Source organism: Pseudomonas sp. Pc102 (genome assembly GCF_018408275.1).
In the GTDB taxonomy this organism is placed as follows: Bacteria; Pseudomonadota; Gammaproteobacteria; order Pseudomonadales; family Pseudomonadaceae; genus Metapseudomonas; species Metapseudomonas tohonis.
Map to the genome: position 1 here is coordinate 3,358,247 of NZ_AP021905.1, position 14,958 is coordinate 3,373,204.

A 14,958-nucleotide genomic window follows, 5' to 3' on the forward strand; every position below is an offset into this window, starting at 1 on the left:
CGGCCCTCAGAAGCGAATGTCCAGGGCCAGCTCCAGGCTGCGTGGCTCGCCCAGGTAGTACTGCGCACCGGTCTGGTGGATGAAGCGCGCATAGACCTCGTCGGTGAGGTTGCGCAGGCGCGCGGTGACCTTGGTATCCGCGCTCAGGCGATGTTCGAGGAAGGCGCCGTAGAGGGTGTAGGAGGGCACCCACTGGGTGTTGGCGTTGTTGGCGTAGACCGAGGAGACGTAGCGCGCGTCGACGCCGGTGCGCCAGTCCTCGGCCAGCTCGTAGGTCAGCCAGAGGTTGGCCAGGCGGTCCGGGATGTTGACCGGGGTCTTGCCCTTGCGCGAGACGTTGGCGCCGCTGACCACTTCGTTGAACTCGTCGAAGCGCGCGTCGACCCAGGCGAAATTGCCCTCGACGGTCAGGGCGGGCGTGAGCCGGTAGGACGCGGCGATCTCGATGCCATCGGAGGTCTGCTGGCCGGCCTGGACGGTGCTGTTGGGGTTGTTGGCATCGGCGATGGGGAAGTCCTTGCGCACGATGCGGTAGGCGGCGACGGTCGCCGAACCACGGCCTTCGTCGAAGTCCAGCTTGCTGCCCACTTCCACCTGGCGCCCGGTGCTCAGGTCGTAGTCGCGGACCTGGGTGAAGCTGGCGCCGGTGAGGGTGCCTCCCGGCGGTTCGGCCGAGGTGCTGTATTGCACGTAGAGGTTGGCGTCGGAGGTGAACTGCCAGACCAGCCCGGCGCGGCCGGTGACGGCGTCCCAGCGGCGCTCGAAGGAAGCTGGCGCGTTGGCGCTGACCGCGCCGTGGTTGCGGGCGTCCAGCTCGATGTGGTCGTAGCGCAGGGCGGTGACCAGGGCCAGTTCGTCGGTGAGCTGCTGGCGGTTCTCGGCGAAGCCGGAGGTGGTGCGCACCTCGTTGCTGCGGGCCTTGACCAGGCCGCCGGCCATGCCGGGGATGTCGTCGAAATGGCCGGGGTCGAAGGCGCCGGGCAGAACGGTGTCGAAGATCGCCGAGGAGGAGCGCGGGTAGACCGCCTGCTGGTTGACGCTGTAGTCGAGGCCGAAGGCCCAGTCGCTGGCCCGGCCGAGCAGCTCGCCCTTGTGCAGGAACTCCACGCGGTTGCCGTTGAGCTCCTGGTCGTGGCGCTGCAGGTAGGCGCCGGTGCGCTGGATGGCGCTGTTGCCGGCGGTGTAGCGATAGGTCTCCAGGTTGCGGTAATCGCGCTGGCCTTCGTAGTGGTAGAAGGTGTTGCGCAGGCTGCTGGCGTCATCGAAGCGGTAGTCGGTGATCGAGCGCAGCCAGCGGGTGCGCTGCTCGTAGCGGCCGTCCTCGACGTTGTAGTTGGAGAAGCGGTCGTGGCGGTCGATCTTCAGTTCGCCGGCCTTGGGGTTGAGGGTCGGCGCGCCCCAGTAGGGGCTGTCTTCCTTCTCATCCAGGTATTCGATGGCCAGGGTGTGGGAGAGGTTGTCGGTGAGGTCGCTGAGCAGGGAGAAGGCGAAGTTGCCGGCACCGCGCTCCTGGCGGTCGATGTAGCCGTTGCCGTCGTTGCGGCTGTAGTCCAGGCGCGCGTAGTGGTGCGGGCCGGGACCGTCGTTGAGCACGCGGTTGACGCCGATGGAGACCTCGCGGTCGTCGAAGCGGGCATAGCGGATGCGCGCCTCGCCGCTGTTCTCGCGGCTGGCCAGGCGGGTGACGTAGTTGAGGCTGCCGCCCACCGAGCCGCTGCCATGGAGGAAGGAGGAGGGGCCGCCGATCAGCTCGACGCGGTCGTAGATCCAGGCGTCCACCGGGCGGTTGGCGCTGGTGTATTGCAGGCTGATGCCGTTGAACAGCTGGTTGACCTGGGCGCCGTTGAAGCCGCGGTAGGCCACGTAGCCGCCCCAGCCGGGCGGGGCCGAGGCGTTGACCCCGGGCAGGGCGTTGGCGACATCGAGGAAGTTGCGCGCGCCGATGCGTTCGATCTTCTCGCGGTCGGCGATGGCCACCGAGGCGGGGTTCTCACGCGGGCTGAGGCCCAGGCGCGAGGTGCCTTCGGCGGCGGCATCGAGGTCCAGGCCGGGTTTTTCCCGGTCGGCGCTGATGGTGCTGGCGGGCAGTTCCAGGGGGTCGCTGGCGTGTTGGGCGTAGGCGGGCGAGCAGGCACAGGCCAGCAGCACCAGGCAGGTGTTTTTCGGGTTCATCGGCTCTTCCTTGTCGAGCGTGCACGGGTGATCCGGCGCGGGAGCGCCAGGTGGTCAGGCGAGCAAGGAAGAGACGGGGGAGGCGCGGGGGTTGAGGGAGGGCCAGAGTTCGCGCGGCGGCGGTTGCGGCCAGCTGTGGGCATCCAGCGGGGTGGCGGGGACGCCGAGGAAGGCGTCGATCTGCCAGCCGAGGCTGCTGAGGGCCACGGCGGGCGCGAAGGAGGAGCAGAGCGGGCAGCTGTACTGGGCCGCGAGCTGGGGCAGTTGCTTGCCGCTGTCGTCGATCCCGGCGCCCTGGGTGTCGTTGGCCGAGCAGAAGGCGCCGCCGAGGCCGCTGAGGGCCAGGCCGCTCATCTGGCCGTGGTGGATACCGCAGGCGAACAGGCTGAACAGGACGCTTGCGTAGAGCATCCAGGCGATCAGCGGGCGTTCGGTGCGGGTGAATTTCATGGGCGGCGACTTTAGCAGGTCATCGGGCCGCTCGGGAGTGGCCTTTCGTGGCGTTTTGCCGCAGGGCCGTGCACGAGGAAATCACGGGCGGCGTGGGCATTCGGCGCGCACCGGATCAGCCGGCGGCGCCCCGCGATCACTCGCTGTTGCAACCCCAGCTGCGCACCACGCAGGCGTTTCCGCCACGCTCCTGGCATTCGGAAATGGCGCGGGCCTGGGCATTGCCGGCGTTGAAGTCGGCGCCCCAGCCATAGGCGGTGGAGCCGTTGACCTGGTCGGCGGCGTAGGCGGCGCAGCCGCTCTCGAAGTCCAGCACCACCTCGCAGCCGCTGCCGCACTCGCTCAGCGCGCGGTCCTGGGCCTGGGAGAGGTCCGGGTAGTCGTAGGCGAAGCCGTATTGCAGGCCCTGGTTGCTGTCGATGGCCAGGGCGCCAGCGGCGTGCACCTGGGTGGCGGCCAGGCCGAAAGCCAGGCACAGGGAAAGGTTGCGGGCGATCGCAAGGGTCCGTTGCATGATGAGTCCTCTTAGGCCCGCAGGATGGGAAGGAAGGGAAAGGCGGGTGGGCGAAGACTAAAGGGATGCGCCGGTCGTTGCTAGTAGTTCGCCATCATGGCGTGCAAGGTGCAGCCGGTTGCGCCTTGGAGGGGATGCGGCGCAGCGGCAACCACGCCGCGAGGCGTGGTTGCCGAGTGCGATCACTGGCTGCCGCTGGAACCGCCGGAGGAGCTGCCGCTGCCGCCCGAGGAGCCCGAGCCACCCGTGCCGCCGGTTCCTGCCGGGGCGCCGGTGCCGCTGCCGCCCATGCCACCGGTGCCCGCACCGCCGGTCCCGGAGCCGGTGCCGCCCGTGCCCGCTCCACCGGTTCCCGAGCCGCCGGTACCGCCGGTCCCCGTTCCGGTTCCCGTACCGCTGCCATCGGTGCCCGGGGTGGGAGCGCCGCCCTGGCCACCGATGCCGCTGCCCGTGCCGCTGCCCGTGCCGGTGCCGCCGGGCGCACTGGGGCCACCGACGCCATTGCCGGGCGACTGGGTACCCGAGCCGGTGCCACTGTCGGTCGAGGGGGAGGTGGGGGAACTGGGCGTGCTCGGGCCGGGCACGGTGGGGCCGGTGCCGCCATCGGTCTCGGCCAGTGCGGTGAGGGAGGCGCCGGCCAGGCAGCCGGTGAGGATGAAGGCAGTCAATTTGTTCAGTCTCATGGAGTTCTCCAGGTGCTGTGGGTTACATGGAATACGGCCCACGGCGCCCGGAAGGGTTCGAGAAGAATGATCAACGGTGGCCGCGCGCCATCGGTCAGCGAGGTGCCGTGCCGCTTGATCAGCGGCGACCGCGACGCATAAGGTTGCACCCTTCAGGAAGGACCAGACCTGGCCCAGCCAGGCAGAAAGGATGTTGCATGCCCGCTTTTCGCCGTAGCGCACTCGACACCGAACGCTCCCAGGCCGTCGTCCGGCTGGTCATCGCCAGCCTCGCCACGCTCTACACCGCAGTGGCCGAACTCCTCGGCCGCATGCCGGAAGACAAGGCAGTCCCCATCCTCATCTACAACACGCTGTTCCTGGCGGTCTCATTCGTGTTGCTGACGAGCATCGTGCGCTGGCCGGGGGTGTACCCTTCGCGCCGGCTGTTCTCCATGGCCCACGACTACGCCGGCATCGGCTTCTCGATGATCGTCGGCGGGCCGGCGATGCTGCCGGCCTACGGCTTGTTGCTGTGGGTGACGGTGGGCAACGGCCTGCGCTTCGGTTCGCGCTACCTGGCGGTCTCGACCCTGCTGGCACTGGTGGCGCTGGCGGTCATCACCGCGCTCAACCCCTACTGGCAGGAGCAGCCCTACATGGTGCTGACGCTGGTGGTGACCACCATCATCGTGCCGGCCTACGTGAACATCCTGCTGGGCCAGGCGCGGCGGGCCACCGAGGCGGAGAGTGCGGCCAACCTCGCCAAGTCGCGCTTCCTGGCCCAGGCCAGCCATGACCTGCGCCAGCCGATCCACAGCATCAGCCTGTTCACCGCGTGCCTGCGCGACGCCGACCTGGGCCATGAGGAACGCCAGCTGGTGGACAGCATCGACAAGTCGCTGCACAGCGTTTCCCAGTTGTTCCGCTCGATCCTCGACATGTACAGCCTCGATGGCGGCAAGGTGGTGCCGCGCACCCAGCCGGTGGCGCTGGAAGCCCTGCTGCAGGACCTGGTGCGGCAGAACGCCGAGGCCGCGCGCTGGGCTGGGGTGCGCATCCAGCTGCGGGTGCCGCCGCAACTGCACGTGCAGGCCGACCCGCACCTGCTGTCGACCATGGTGCAGAACATTCTCTCCAACGCCCTCAAGTACGCCCCTGGCCGCCCCGTGCTGCTTGGCTGCCGGCGGCGTGACGGGCGCATCGCCATCGAGGTGCACGACCAGGGTCGCGGTATTCCGCCGCAGCACCTGGCCAATGTCTTCGATGAGTTCTACCGGGTGCGCCAGGTGCGTGACCGCGACATCGAAGGCGTCGGCCTGGGCCTGGCCATCGTCAAGCGCCTGGCCCAGCTGATGGGCCTGGAAATCCGCATCGCCTCGCGCCTGGGGCGTGGCACCAGCGTGGCCATCGAAGGCCTGCAAGGCTGCGAAGCGCCGCGCCAGGCCCCTTTGCCGGCGCGCTCGCAGCTGCCGCTGCGCATGCTCGACGGCCTGCGGGTGATGCTCATCGAGGACGATGGTGCCGTGCTGCGCGCCACGGCGACGCTGCTGGAGAAGTGGGGCTGCGTCGTCGAGGCACGGCCTTCGTTGCCGCCGGGCGAGGTGCAGTGCGATCTGGTCATCACCGATTTCGACCTCGACACCGAGACCACCGGGGCCGACTGCATCGAACGCATCCGCGCCCGCAGCGGCTGGAAGGTGCCGGCGGTGGTGATCACCGGTCACGAGGTGAAGCGGGTGCAGGAGCTGGTGGCCGACCCGGACATCCCGATCCTTTCCAAGCCCCTGCACCCGGCCGAGCTGCGCTCGGTGCTGATGGCGCTGAAGCTGGGCATGCCGGAGACGGCCGCGGCGGGTTGAGGCGCGGCGCCATGGGAGGGAGCGAATTCATTCGCTCTGTCTGCGTTAGCTGTTGTGAATTCACGAGAGCGGCGCTTTCAGGACTCTTCTGGATTCCTGGCAGGCCCACCGCATGGGTTTCGCTTCGCTCTACGCCATCCTACGAAAGCCGTCAGCTGCGGTAGTGATGCGCACATCAATATGAAGTGAGGCATCAGAGTTGAAGCAGCCGCCTAACGCCCCTTCAGGAGGCCGAGCGCAATCATCGTTTCAGGGGTTGAGCGACATGGATGTCGCGAGAGGCGTACCGGGCCATGGATGGCCCGTTACGCCGTGCCCCTGAAACGATGATGGAGCGAGGGGAGTCTGGCGAAGCCAGACCCGTATGCAGGGGCAAGTTTTTTGGTTCCTTTTCACCGGGCTGGCGTTCCAGCGATTGGAAAAGGGACTCGCCCGGGGGGCGAAACCAGAGACATCAGCAAAGCTCGGCAATCAACCGAGCTCGTAACCTTCTGGCAATACCTAACCCAGACAGAGCGAACTCATTCGAGATAGGAGCATCCGGTTACTCGCGGCCACGTGCCTGTTGAAGGTCTTTCGCGGCTGAAGCCGCTCCTACGGAGACAGCCTGAAGCCGGGCCGGATATCGCGTGTTGGGCCTCGCTGCGCTCGGCGCCAACCTACGAAATCAGATGCCCGCCTTGGCGGCCTTGGCCGCTGCAGCGGCGCGGGTGTTGACGCCCAGGGCGCGGAGCAGCGAGGAGACGTGGATGCGCACGGTGAAGGGGGAGATGTCCAGCTCGCGGGCGATTTCCTTGTTCGACAGGCCGCCGACGATCAGCCGCAGCACGTCCTGCTGGCGGGGCGTGAGCTGGGTCAGTTCGGCATCGTGGGCGAGCAGCCCGGTTTCGCCGAAACGCACCACGAAGTCACCGTCGCGGATGGCCAGCAAGGCCTCGCCGACTTCGTCCGGTGCCGTGGCCTTGCCGATGAAGCCGTCGGCACCGGCGGCCATCACCTCGTCCACGGCCTTCTGGCTGTCGACCATGGAGACGATGACGATGGAGCTGCGCTTGAAGGCCTGGCGCAGCGCGCCGATGGCCTCGACGGATTGCCCGGGGAAGAGCAGGTCGAGGATGAACATGCTCGGCGTTTCTCCCTCACGGGCCAGGGCCAGTACCTCGTCCATGCTGCCGGCTTCCTCCACCCGGGCGGTGGGGAGCACGCGCTGGACGATACGCCGCAGGCCATCGCGGAATACGGGGTGATCGTCGGCGACGATGATGCATTCGGAACGGTTTTCTTCGGACATCCGTTTATTGTCTTGTTCTCGGGGAAGCCAGGCGCCATCGACGGCACGTCGACCTGGCGACACGGCTTCGGAAATCGACTGCCTGCGCACAGCAGCGGGTGATTCTTCCTGAAAGTGTGTCAGGGTAGAGACAAATCGCCTCGCACGCCATCGTACAAATCACTGCGTCGACCATCGGCAATTTCACTGCCAGCTCATGCAAAGACGCCCGAATCCACTCTCGTTCGCAGGAGATCGCCCCGAATCCATGGCGAGCGCCTGGCGTTATCCAGAGCCTGTACGAAAATGTGGAAGGATTTCTTCCCTGTAGGCCAACCGGCCGCTGTCGTCGCCCCTGGCGCGAGGAGTTGCATCCATGTTCCGAACCATTGCCCTGGCCCTCTGCCTGTCGTTCACCGGGCTGGCGTCGGCAGACCCGGCGGCGGACGCCGAGAAGGCGCGCGCCTTGCTGGACCGCGCGGTCGACTACTACCAGAAGCAGGGCGACGCGGCGCTGGCGGCGTTCAGCCGGCAGGGCGAGTTCATCGAGGACGATCGCTATGTGTTCGTGGTGGATACCCACGGCGTGATGCTGGCCAGCGGCGGTCCTTCGGCCGTGCTGATCGGCCGGGACGTGTCGCAGGTGCTGGAGCCCGAGTTGCGCGAGGCCTTCCAGAAGGTGCTGGCCACCACCGAGCATCAGGGCGTGCAGACCGCCGAATACCGCTGGAAGAACTGGCGCGACGGCCGGGTGGAGCGCAAGGAGGTGTATTTCCGCCGGGTCGGCGAGCGCATCATCGCCGTCGGCCATTACCTGCCCCGGGCCACGCCCGAGCAGGCGCATCAGTTCATGGCGCGCGCAGTGAAGGCGATGCAGGCCGATGCGGCCGGCAGCATCAAGGCGATCAACGCGCTGTCGCCGGCATTCCGCGAGGACGACCTGTATCTCTTCGTCGTCGACCTGCAGGACCGCCGCTACGTCGCCCACGGCTACAACCTGCGCCTGGTGGGCGTTGACTTCGCCACCATCGACGACCCCGAGGGCAAGCCGGTGGGTGCGCCGATCCTCGAGTTGATGGCCAAGGCCGACCAGGGCGACTACGAGTACCGCTGGAAGAACCCGGTGACCGGCAAGGTGGAGTACAAGCACGCGCTGCTGCGCAAGGTCGGCCACTACCTGGTGGTGACCGGCTACTACAGCGACTGATGCGTGCGGGGGCTGCCGGCGCAGCCCCCTGCGGGGCTAGCGGGTGGGGGCCTCGCCGACCACGGTGGTGCGGTACATCTCGCGGCGCATGCCGTGGTAGTCGGAAATCGGCAGGTGCCAGGTGCTGCGGTTGTCCCAGATCGCCAGCGTGCCGGGGCTCCAGCGCATGCGGCAGGTGAAGGTCGGCTGGGCCGCGACGCCGAACAGGTGGGTCAGCAGCGCGGTCGCCTCCGTGGGGCGCAGCCCTTCGATGCCGCTGGTGTAGGCCGGGTTGACGAAGAGCACCTGCTGCCCGGTTTCCGGGTGGCGGGTGATCAGCGGGTGGCTGCGCACCTCGTCGTCCGTGGCTTCGCCGAAGCGGATGTCCATGTTCTCCAGCATCCTGTTGTGCGCCGCACCGACGCCATAGGCGCGCTCGGGGCTGTGGATGGCGTCGAGCCCCTGGAGGAATGCCCGCAGGGGCGGGGACAGCCAGTCGTGGGCCAGCGCCAGGTTGGCGAAGAAGGTGTCGCCGCCGAAGGGCGGGATGTCCTTGCCGTAGAGGAGGGTGAAGGCCGGCGGCCTGGCCTGGAAGGACCAGTCGGTGTGCCAGGCTCCGCCGAACACCACGGGGCTCTTCTCGTCGGCTTCCTTGACCACATGGACCACGTTCGGGTGGTCGGCCATGCCCTTCACATAGGGCTCGCGGCCGAACTCGCCGAAGGCCAGGGTCACCCGTTCCAGGTCCTCGATCTCCAGTTGCTGGTCCCGGATGAACAGCACCTTGTGGTGCAGCAACGCCTGGCGCAGTTCGGCGAAGCCCTCGCCGTCGAGCCGCTTCAGGTCGACACCTCTGACGTCGGCCCCCAGCGCGCCGGTGGCGGGCACGGCCTGGAAGTGGCGGGTCTCCAGGGCGCGGTTGACGCTGGGATGGACATGGAAGAACTCGAACATCGGGGCCACCTCTTGTCGTTGTCATGGGCGTGCTCAGCATGGCCAACGCGGGCGCTCCCCGCCACGGCGACTCCGGCCAAAATCCGGTCGCCCACGCTCATCCGCCGCCCGTATCGCCGGTCGATTGATTACCCGGCGTATCAACTGAAGTGATCCATGGCGGATTTTTCGGCTCGATGCTCACAAATACAGTGCGCTGCAACGGCAACGCGGCCCGACCGCGGCCACGACACGAGCCATCCAAGAGGAACCGAACATGAGCAAACAGACCGTCGTCATCACCGGCGCATCCAGCGGCATCGGCCTGGGCCTGGCCCGCGCCTTCATCGAGCAGGGCTACAACGTGGTCGGCACCGCGCGCACCGCCGAGCGCCTGCGTGAAGCCGCCGCGAGCCTGGGCGACCCGGCCGGGTTCATCGGCGTGGCCGGGGACGTCGCCGACCCGGGCACCGCCTCCAGGGTGTTCGCTGCGGCGCTGGAGGCGTTCGGCAGCGTCGAGGTGCTGGTCAACAACGCCGGCGTCTTCCTGCCCAAGCCCTTTATCGACTACAGCCCGCAAGACCTGGAAACGCTGCTGGACACCAACCTCAAGGGCGTGGTCTACAGCAGCCAGGTGGCCGCCGCGCACATGGCCGCGCAGGGTGGCGGACGCATCATCAACATCTCCGCCGCCGTGGCCCTGCAGCCCAACATCCGGGTGCCCGCCGCGCTGCCGGTGCTGATCAAGGGCGGCATCAACCAGATGACCCGCGCGCTGGCGCTTGAGCTGTCGCCGCACAACATCCAGGTCAACGCGGTGGCGCCCGGCATCATCGAGACGCCGATGCACGACCCGGCCAACCGCGAGTTCCTCAACGGCCTGGCGCCGTCGGGGCGGATCGGCACGGTGGAGGAGATCGCAGCGGCAGTGCTGTACCTGGCCGGTGCCGGCTTCACCACGGGCGTGGTGCTGGCGGTGGACGGGGGCATGAGCAGCGGGACCTGGTGACCAGGAGGTGATGAGAAAGGGAGGCTTCGAGCCTCCCTTTTTGTCTTTACGTTCGTGTGTGTCCGGGCTACGTCCTGCCACGGGGGTAGGTTGGGTTGAGGTACGAAGCCCAACGCAGCGGAGCCGAGCCACGCTCCGTTGGGCCTCGCTGCGCTCGGCGCCAACCTACGGCACAGCGCTGCCTCTACGAGCCCAATTCCAAGGCACGCCCCTGCGTCACGCAAGTTCGCCGGCGAGGGTGGCCACCAGTTCGGCGGCGGGCAATGCCCGGGCCAGCGGTGCGCCCTGGCCGGCCCACTGCACGGCGTAGTCGTCGCAGCCCTTGGCCGAGGCGGCTGCGTGCAGGGCCTTGGCGGCGTCGTAGGCGATGGGGTAGTCGGGCAGGGCGGGGGCCTGGGGGTGGCCGACATCGCTGAACAGCCGGTTCGGCAGCCCGCGTGCGGAGCGGCCGGAGATGGCCGCAGTGAGGGCGGTGCGCTCGACCCGTGGGCTTTGCATGGCTGCGCGGTAGGCGGCGTTGGCGGCGGATTCCGGGCAGAGGATGAAGGCGGTGCCGAGCTGCGCGCCGCTGGCGCCCAGTTGCAGCGCCGCGCGGATGCCGGCGCCGTCCATGATGCCGCCGGCGGCGATGACCGGCAGGCGGGTCTGGCTGGCCAGGGTGCGGGTGAGGGCGAAGGTGCCGATCAGCGCATCCCGCTCGGGCTCGAACACACCGCGATGACCGCCGGCTTCGACGCCCTGGGCGACGATGGCGTCGATCCCGGACGCTTCGATCAGCCGCGCCTCGGCCAGGTCGGTGGCGGTGGCGAGCAGGCGGATGCCCCGGCCGCGCAACGCGTCGATCCACTCCTGCGGCGGCAGGCCGAAGTGGAAGCTGACCACGGCCGGAGCCTCTTCCAGCAGCATCTGGAGCATCTCCGGGTCGTCGAGGAAGCTGCGGTAGATCTCGCGCAGCGTGGCCGGCGGTTCGGCGTCGAACTCTGCGAACAGCGGGCGCAGGTGCTCGAGCCAGGCCCGTTCACGCGCGGGGTCGGGCCGGGCGGGCGCGTGGCAGAAGAGGTTGACGTTGAACGGCTTGGCGGTCAGCGCACGGGTATCGCGGATCATCGCCCGGGCCTGCTCGGGCGTGCTGGCGCCGATGCCGATGGAGCCCAGCGCACCGGCGTTGGACACGGCGGCGGCCAGTTTCGGCGTGGAGACACCCACCATGGGCGCCTGGATGAGGGGGATCTCGATCCCCAACAGTTCGGTGATCAGCATGTGTCGGCAGGCCTCTGGGTCAAGGGTTGGCTTGACGTAAAATCTCATAATGAGAATATTCAGATCAACTTGTTCTCTGTAAGAGATTGAAAGTGGACCTGACCAGCCTCGAGATCTTTCGCGCCGTCGCCGACGAGCAGAGCGTGACCCGAGCGGCCCAGCACCTGCAGCGGGTGCAGTCGAACGTCACCACGCGCATCAAGCAACTGGAAGACGAACTGGGCGTGCACCTGTTCCTGCGCGACGGCAAGCGCATGACGCTCACCGACAAGGGCCGCGAATTCCTCGCCTATGCCGAACGCCTGCTGGCACTGGCGGCGGAGGCGCGGCAGTCCATGCACCCCGACGTGGCGGGCGGGACGCTGCGCCTGGGCAGCATGGAAAGCACGGCGGCCAGCAGGCTGCCTCCGATCCTGGCGCGTTATCACCGTGCTCACCCGGGGGTCGCCCTGGAGGTTTCGACCGGCACCAGCCAGGCCCTGATCGAGGGGGTGCTGTCGAGCCGCATCGACTGTGCCCTGGTGGCGCACCCCGATGCGCTGCGCCGCGAGGACCTCGACGGCCAGGCGCTGGAGCGCGGTCTCTGCGCCATGCCGGCCTTCAATGAGGAACTGGTGATGGTGCTGCCGCCGGACCACCCGCCAGCGGCCTCGCCCGGGGATATCCGCGTCGGCACGCTGGCCTGCTTCGCCCGGGGTTGTACCTACCGCATGCTCGCCGAGCGCTGGCTGGCCGGGCAGCGCACCGAAGGCACGCCAGTGCAGGTGCGCGAGGTGGGGTCCTACCACGCCATCCTCGCCTGCGTCAGCGCGGGGGACAGCGCCGGCATCGTGCCGCGCTCGGTGCTCTCGCTGTACCGGGAGAGCCCGGCGGTCACCGCGCTGGCGGTGATGCCGGTGGATACGCTGCTGGTCTGGCGCGAGGGTTACGCCACAGCGGCCTTCCAGCGCCTGCGCGAGGCGATCGCCGGCTAGCTCATTGTGTATCGCTGTGTATCTCGCCGCGCCGGTCCCGGGACTGGCTTACAAATGCTCCCCTTCACGGATACGCCACGGATACAGGGCCAGGGCGAAATAGCCCCAACCCCGAACCGATGCAGCAACGGCCTGCGGTTCGAGGGTTCCAAGGCCCCCAGTGGCACGATCCGCGCGGCACCGCCCGCGCCCTGTATCCGGAGAAGCACCATGTCCCACACCCCGCTCGCGAACAAATCCCGTATCGGCCTGCTCGCCGTGGCCCTGGCCGGCGGCCTCAACATCGCCTCGTCCGCCGCCTTCGCCGTCGAGGCATTGCCCCAGGGCTACCAGCTGGCCGCCGCCGACAAGGCCGCCGAAGGCAAGTGTGGCGAAGGCAAATGCGGCTCCAGCGGTGCCAGCGCCAAGGCGACCCAGGGCGAAGGCAAGTGCGGGGAGGGCAAATGCGGTGAAGGCAAGTGCGGCGACGCCTCGTTCGCCCGCACCGACACCGACCACGACGGCCGCGTCTCCCTCGCCGAGCTGCTGGCGGTGGCGCCGAAGGGCGGCGAGGAGTTCAAGGCGATCGACACCAATGGCGATGGCTACCTGTCCGAGGCGGAGGTGTACAGGTTCCGCAGCAACCAGTACCTCTCCAACGGCAAGAAAGTGCCCACGGAACTGTTCACCCACATGAGCCAGGCGAAGGACTGAGCCGCCGCCCACGCCCACCAAGAAACCCTCCTGCGCCCCTGGCCGGGAGGGTTCGCGCTTTCTGGAGCCCCTCATGAACACAGCCTCCCTGCACGGCGCCGGCCTCGGCCTTCGCCGCGCCCTGATGCCCGAGCTGCTGGCGATGGACGCCGGCGCCCTGGACTTCCTCGAATGCGCGCCGGACAACTGGATCGGCGTCGGTGGCCGCTTCGGCGATGGCCTGGCGCAACTGGCCGAGCGCTTCCCGCTGAGCTGCCACGGCCTGTCGCTGTCCCTGGGCGGCCCGGCACCGCTGGACCTGGAGCTGCTGCGGCAGACCCGGCGCTTCCTCGACCGCCACCACGTGGCCTGCTTCAGCGAGCACCTGAGCTACTGCTCCGACCAGGCCCAGCTGTACGACCTGCTGCCGCTGCCGTTCACCGAGGAGGCGGTGCACCACGTGGCCGCGCGCATCCGCCAGGCGCAGGACGTGCTCGGCCGGCGCATCGCCGTGGAGAACATTTCCTACTACGCCGCGCCCTACCAGGCACTGAGCGAGATCGACTTCCTCCGCTCGGTGCTGGAGGAGGCCGATTGCGACCTGCTGCTGGATGTCAACAACCTCCATGTCAACGCCATCAACCACGGCTACGACGCGTTGGCCTACCTGGCGGCGATTCCGGCCGGGCGGGTGGCCGGCCTGCATGTGGCCGGCCACTACGACGAGGCGCCGGACCTGAAGATCGACACCCACGGCGCGACGGTGAGGGGCGATGTCTGGCACCTGCTGGAGCAGGCCTACCGGCGCTTCGGCCCGCTGCCGACCTTGCTGGAGCGCGACTTCAACTTCCCGCCCCTGGTGGAGTTGCTGGAGGAGGTGGAGCAGATCCGCGCGCGGCAGCACGCCGCCACCGGCTGGCCGGAGGTGCGCCATGGCTGATGAGCTGCATGCCCAGTTGCTGAGCCTGGCCCGACATGTACGTGACCCGCAGCGCTACGCGCCGCCGCCAGGCATCGAGGCGCGGCGCCTGGCGGTCTACCGGCAGCTGTTCTTCGGCAATGTCGAGGGGCTGCTGGCGGGGGGCTTCCCGGTGCTCCGTGCCTGCCTGGGTGACGCGCGGTGGCAGGCGCTGGTGCGCACCTTCTACGCCGAGCATCACTGCCGTACGCCGCTGTTCACCGAGCTGGCCGGGGAGTTCGTCGCCTTTCTCGAAGGCGGCGGAGGTGATGACCCGGACCTGCCATGGCTGGCAGAGCTGGCCCACTACGAGTGGGTGGAAAGCGCACTGCTGCTGAGCGACCGCCAGGAGAGCGCGCATGCCCCGGAAGGTGACCTGCTCGCCGGGGTTCCGTTGCTCTCGGCCCTGGCCTGGCCGTTGGCCTATGCCTGGCCGGTGAGCGAGATCGCCCCGGGGTTCCTGCCGCAACGGGTGCCGGAGCAACCGACACTGCTGCTGGCCCGGCGCGGTGCGGATCAGCAGGTGCATTTCTCGCGTTTGGCCCCGCTGGCCCATGCCTTGCTGGCGTCCCTGCAGGCACGCGAATGCAGCGGTTTGCAGCACGTGCAGATGCTGGCCGAAGCCATTGGCGTGGAGGTGGAGGCCATCCTGCCGCCGGGCCTGGCATTGCTGGAGAGCCTGCGGGAGCAAGGCGTGGTAATCGGGACGCGGCTATAAGCAGGTGCTCGGCTGTAGGAGCGAGCTCTGCTCGCGAAGCCATACCTCCTGGGGATTGATAGGCGTTACGTAACGAATATGTGGCGCGTTACGTAACGCTAAATAGAACGGCCACGTCTGCGTTGGCCGCTGCTGTTTGAGAGGACGTGCGGAACGCCCACGCAAAGGCCAGCTCCGTGTGGATGCACAGCATGGGTTTCGCTGTGCTCTACCCATCCTACGGGCGTGTGAAGCCCCGGTGCCTGGGCAAGCGCGGAGGCCTGCGCGGCGTAGGGTGGACCACGCTTCACCGGTCCACCAATCGAGGTAATGCCGGGC

General features: G+C 68.3%; 14 protein-coding genes. 7 read left to right on the forward strand and 7 right to left on the reverse strand.

The features are described 5' to 3' along the window. Positions 1-6: 6 nt before the first annotated feature. From PHLH3_RS15455 to PHLH3_RS15470, 4 genes are all read right to left on the reverse strand, one after another. Positions 7-2,172 (reverse strand): TonB-dependent receptor, encoded by a 2,166-nt coding sequence (locus tag PHLH3_RS15455; RefSeq protein ID WP_213624702.1) that lies wholly within the window; start codon positions 2,170-2,172, stop codon positions 7-9. A gap of 54 nt (positions 2,173-2,226) precedes the next feature. Then, complete coding sequence (locus PHLH3_RS15460) at positions 2,227-2,622, reverse strand: DUF2946 domain-containing protein (protein WP_213624703.1); 396 nt, start codon at positions 2,620-2,622, stop codon at positions 2,227-2,229. Positions 2,623-2,758: 136 nt separating this feature from the next. Then, the gene (locus PHLH3_RS15465) at positions 2,759-3,136 is read right to left on the reverse strand and encodes a DUF4189 domain-containing protein (RefSeq protein ID WP_173179912.1); all 378 of its coding nucleotides are present in this window, start codon (positions 3,134-3,136) and stop codon (positions 2,759-2,761) included. Between the two features lie 182 nt (positions 3,137-3,318). Continuing rightward, a complete protein-coding gene (locus tag PHLH3_RS15470; protein ID WP_244862885.1) occupies positions 3,319-3,819 on the reverse strand; it encodes a hypothetical protein in 501 nt (166 codons plus the stop codon). A gap of 197 nt (positions 3,820-4,016) precedes the next feature. Here PHLH3_RS15470 and PHLH3_RS15475 point away from each other — a divergent pair, with 197 nt between their 5' ends. Then, positions 4,017-5,660, forward strand: coding sequence for a hybrid sensor histidine kinase/response regulator (locus PHLH3_RS15475; protein WP_213624705.1), 1,644 nt, complete (start codon positions 4,017-4,019; stop codon positions 5,658-5,660). A 667-nt stretch (positions 5,661-6,327) separates the two neighbouring features. Here the strand turns inward: PHLH3_RS15475 and PHLH3_RS15480 are convergent. Continuing rightward, positions 6,328-6,951, reverse strand: coding sequence for a response regulator transcription factor (locus PHLH3_RS15480; protein ID WP_213624707.1), 624 nt, complete (start codon positions 6,949-6,951; stop codon positions 6,328-6,330). 355 nt (positions 6,952-7,306) lie between these two features. On the opposite strand from PHLH3_RS15480, the gene PHLH3_RS15485 reads away from it, so the two are divergent. Continuing rightward, entirely contained in the window at positions 7,307-8,137 is an 831-nt protein-coding gene (locus tag PHLH3_RS15485) for a cache domain-containing protein (protein WP_213624709.1), read from the forward strand. A 36-nt stretch (positions 8,138-8,173) separates the two neighbouring features. On the opposite strand, the gene PHLH3_RS15490 is transcribed toward PHLH3_RS15485, so the two are convergent. After that, complete coding sequence (locus tag PHLH3_RS15490; RefSeq protein WP_213624711.1) at positions 8,174-9,070, reverse strand: TauD/TfdA family dioxygenase; 897 nt, start codon at positions 9,068-9,070, stop codon at positions 8,174-8,176. A 256-nt stretch (positions 9,071-9,326) separates the two neighbouring features. Between PHLH3_RS15490 and PHLH3_RS15495 the strand changes: the two genes are divergently transcribed. Continuing rightward, positions 9,327-10,058, forward strand: coding sequence for an SDR family NAD(P)-dependent oxidoreductase (locus tag PHLH3_RS15495; RefSeq protein WP_213624713.1), 732 nt, complete (start codon positions 9,327-9,329; stop codon positions 10,056-10,058). Positions 10,059-10,274: 216 nt separating this feature from the next. Here PHLH3_RS15495 and PHLH3_RS15500 read toward each other — a convergent pair whose 3' ends face one another. Beyond that, on the reverse strand, positions 10,275-11,318 hold the full coding sequence (locus tag PHLH3_RS15500; protein ID WP_213624715.1) for a nitronate monooxygenase: 1,044 nt from the start codon (positions 11,316-11,318) through the stop codon (positions 10,275-10,277). 92 nt (positions 11,319-11,410) lie between these two features. Here PHLH3_RS15500 and PHLH3_RS15505 point away from each other — a divergent pair, with 92 nt between their 5' ends. The 4 genes from PHLH3_RS15505 to PHLH3_RS15520 all read left to right on the forward strand — a co-directional run bounded on the left by PHLH3_RS15505 (position 11,411) and on the right by PHLH3_RS15520 (position 14,640). Next, positions 11,411-12,292, forward strand: a complete 882-nt coding sequence (locus PHLH3_RS15505) for a LysR substrate-binding domain-containing protein (RefSeq protein ID WP_213624717.1) — start codon at positions 11,411-11,413, stop codon at positions 12,290-12,292. Between the two features lie 210 nt (positions 12,293-12,502). Then, entirely contained in the window at positions 12,503-12,985 is a 483-nt protein-coding gene (locus PHLH3_RS15510; protein WP_213624719.1) for an EF-hand domain-containing protein, read from the forward strand. Between the two features lie 73 nt (positions 12,986-13,058). Next, complete coding sequence (locus tag PHLH3_RS15515) at positions 13,059-13,904, forward strand: DUF692 domain-containing protein (protein WP_213624720.1); 846 nt, start codon at positions 13,059-13,061, stop codon at positions 13,902-13,904. Next, positions 13,897-14,640, forward strand: a complete 744-nt coding sequence (locus tag PHLH3_RS15520; protein ID WP_213624723.1) for a putative DNA-binding domain-containing protein — start codon at positions 13,897-13,899, stop codon at positions 14,638-14,640. Before PHLH3_RS15515 ends, PHLH3_RS15520 begins: the two co-directional genes overlap by 8 nt. Positions 14,641-14,958: the final 318 nt, after the last annotated feature.

What these genes read in the sequence shown, in the direction of transcription:
- PHLH3_RS15455 (WP_213624702.1), bottom strand. Translation starts at nt 2,172, where the DNA reads ATGAACCCGAAAAACACCTGCCTGGTGCTGCTGGCCTGTGCCTGCTCG.
- PHLH3_RS15460 (WP_213624703.1), bottom strand. Translation starts at nt 2,622, where the DNA reads ATGAAATTCACCCGCACCGAACGCCCGCTGATCGCCTGGATGCTCTAC.
- PHLH3_RS15465 (WP_173179912.1), bottom strand. Translation starts at nt 3,136, where the DNA reads ATGCAACGGACCCTTGCGATCGCCCGCAACCTTTCCCTGTGCCTGGCT.
- PHLH3_RS15470 (WP_244862885.1), bottom strand. Translation starts at nt 3,819, where the DNA reads ATGAGACTGAACAAATTGACTGCCTTCATCCTCACCGGCTGCCTGGCC.
- PHLH3_RS15475 (WP_213624705.1), top strand. Translation starts at nt 4,017, where the DNA reads ATGCCCGCTTTTCGCCGTAGCGCACTCGACACCGAACGCTCCCAGGCC.
- PHLH3_RS15480 (WP_213624707.1), bottom strand. Translation starts at nt 6,951, where the DNA reads ATGTCCGAAGAAAACCGTTCCGAATGCATCATCGTCGCCGACGATCAC.
- PHLH3_RS15485 (WP_213624709.1), top strand. Translation starts at nt 7,307, where the DNA reads ATGTTCCGAACCATTGCCCTGGCCCTCTGCCTGTCGTTCACCGGGCTG.
- PHLH3_RS15490 (WP_213624711.1), bottom strand. Translation starts at nt 9,070, where the DNA reads ATGTTCGAGTTCTTCCATGTCCATCCCAGCGTCAACCGCGCCCTGGAG.
- PHLH3_RS15495 (WP_213624713.1), top strand. Translation starts at nt 9,327, where the DNA reads ATGAGCAAACAGACCGTCGTCATCACCGGCGCATCCAGCGGCATCGGC.
- PHLH3_RS15500 (WP_213624715.1), bottom strand. Translation starts at nt 11,318, where the DNA reads ATGCTGATCACCGAACTGTTGGGGATCGAGATCCCCCTCATCCAGGCG.
- PHLH3_RS15510 (WP_213624719.1), top strand. Translation starts at nt 12,503, where the DNA reads ATGTCCCACACCCCGCTCGCGAACAAATCCCGTATCGGCCTGCTCGCC.
- PHLH3_RS15515 (WP_213624720.1), top strand. Translation starts at nt 13,059, where the DNA reads ATGAACACAGCCTCCCTGCACGGCGCCGGCCTCGGCCTTCGCCGCGCC.
- PHLH3_RS15520 (WP_213624723.1), top strand. Translation starts at nt 13,897, where the DNA reads ATGGCTGATGAGCTGCATGCCCAGTTGCTGAGCCTGGCCCGACATGTA.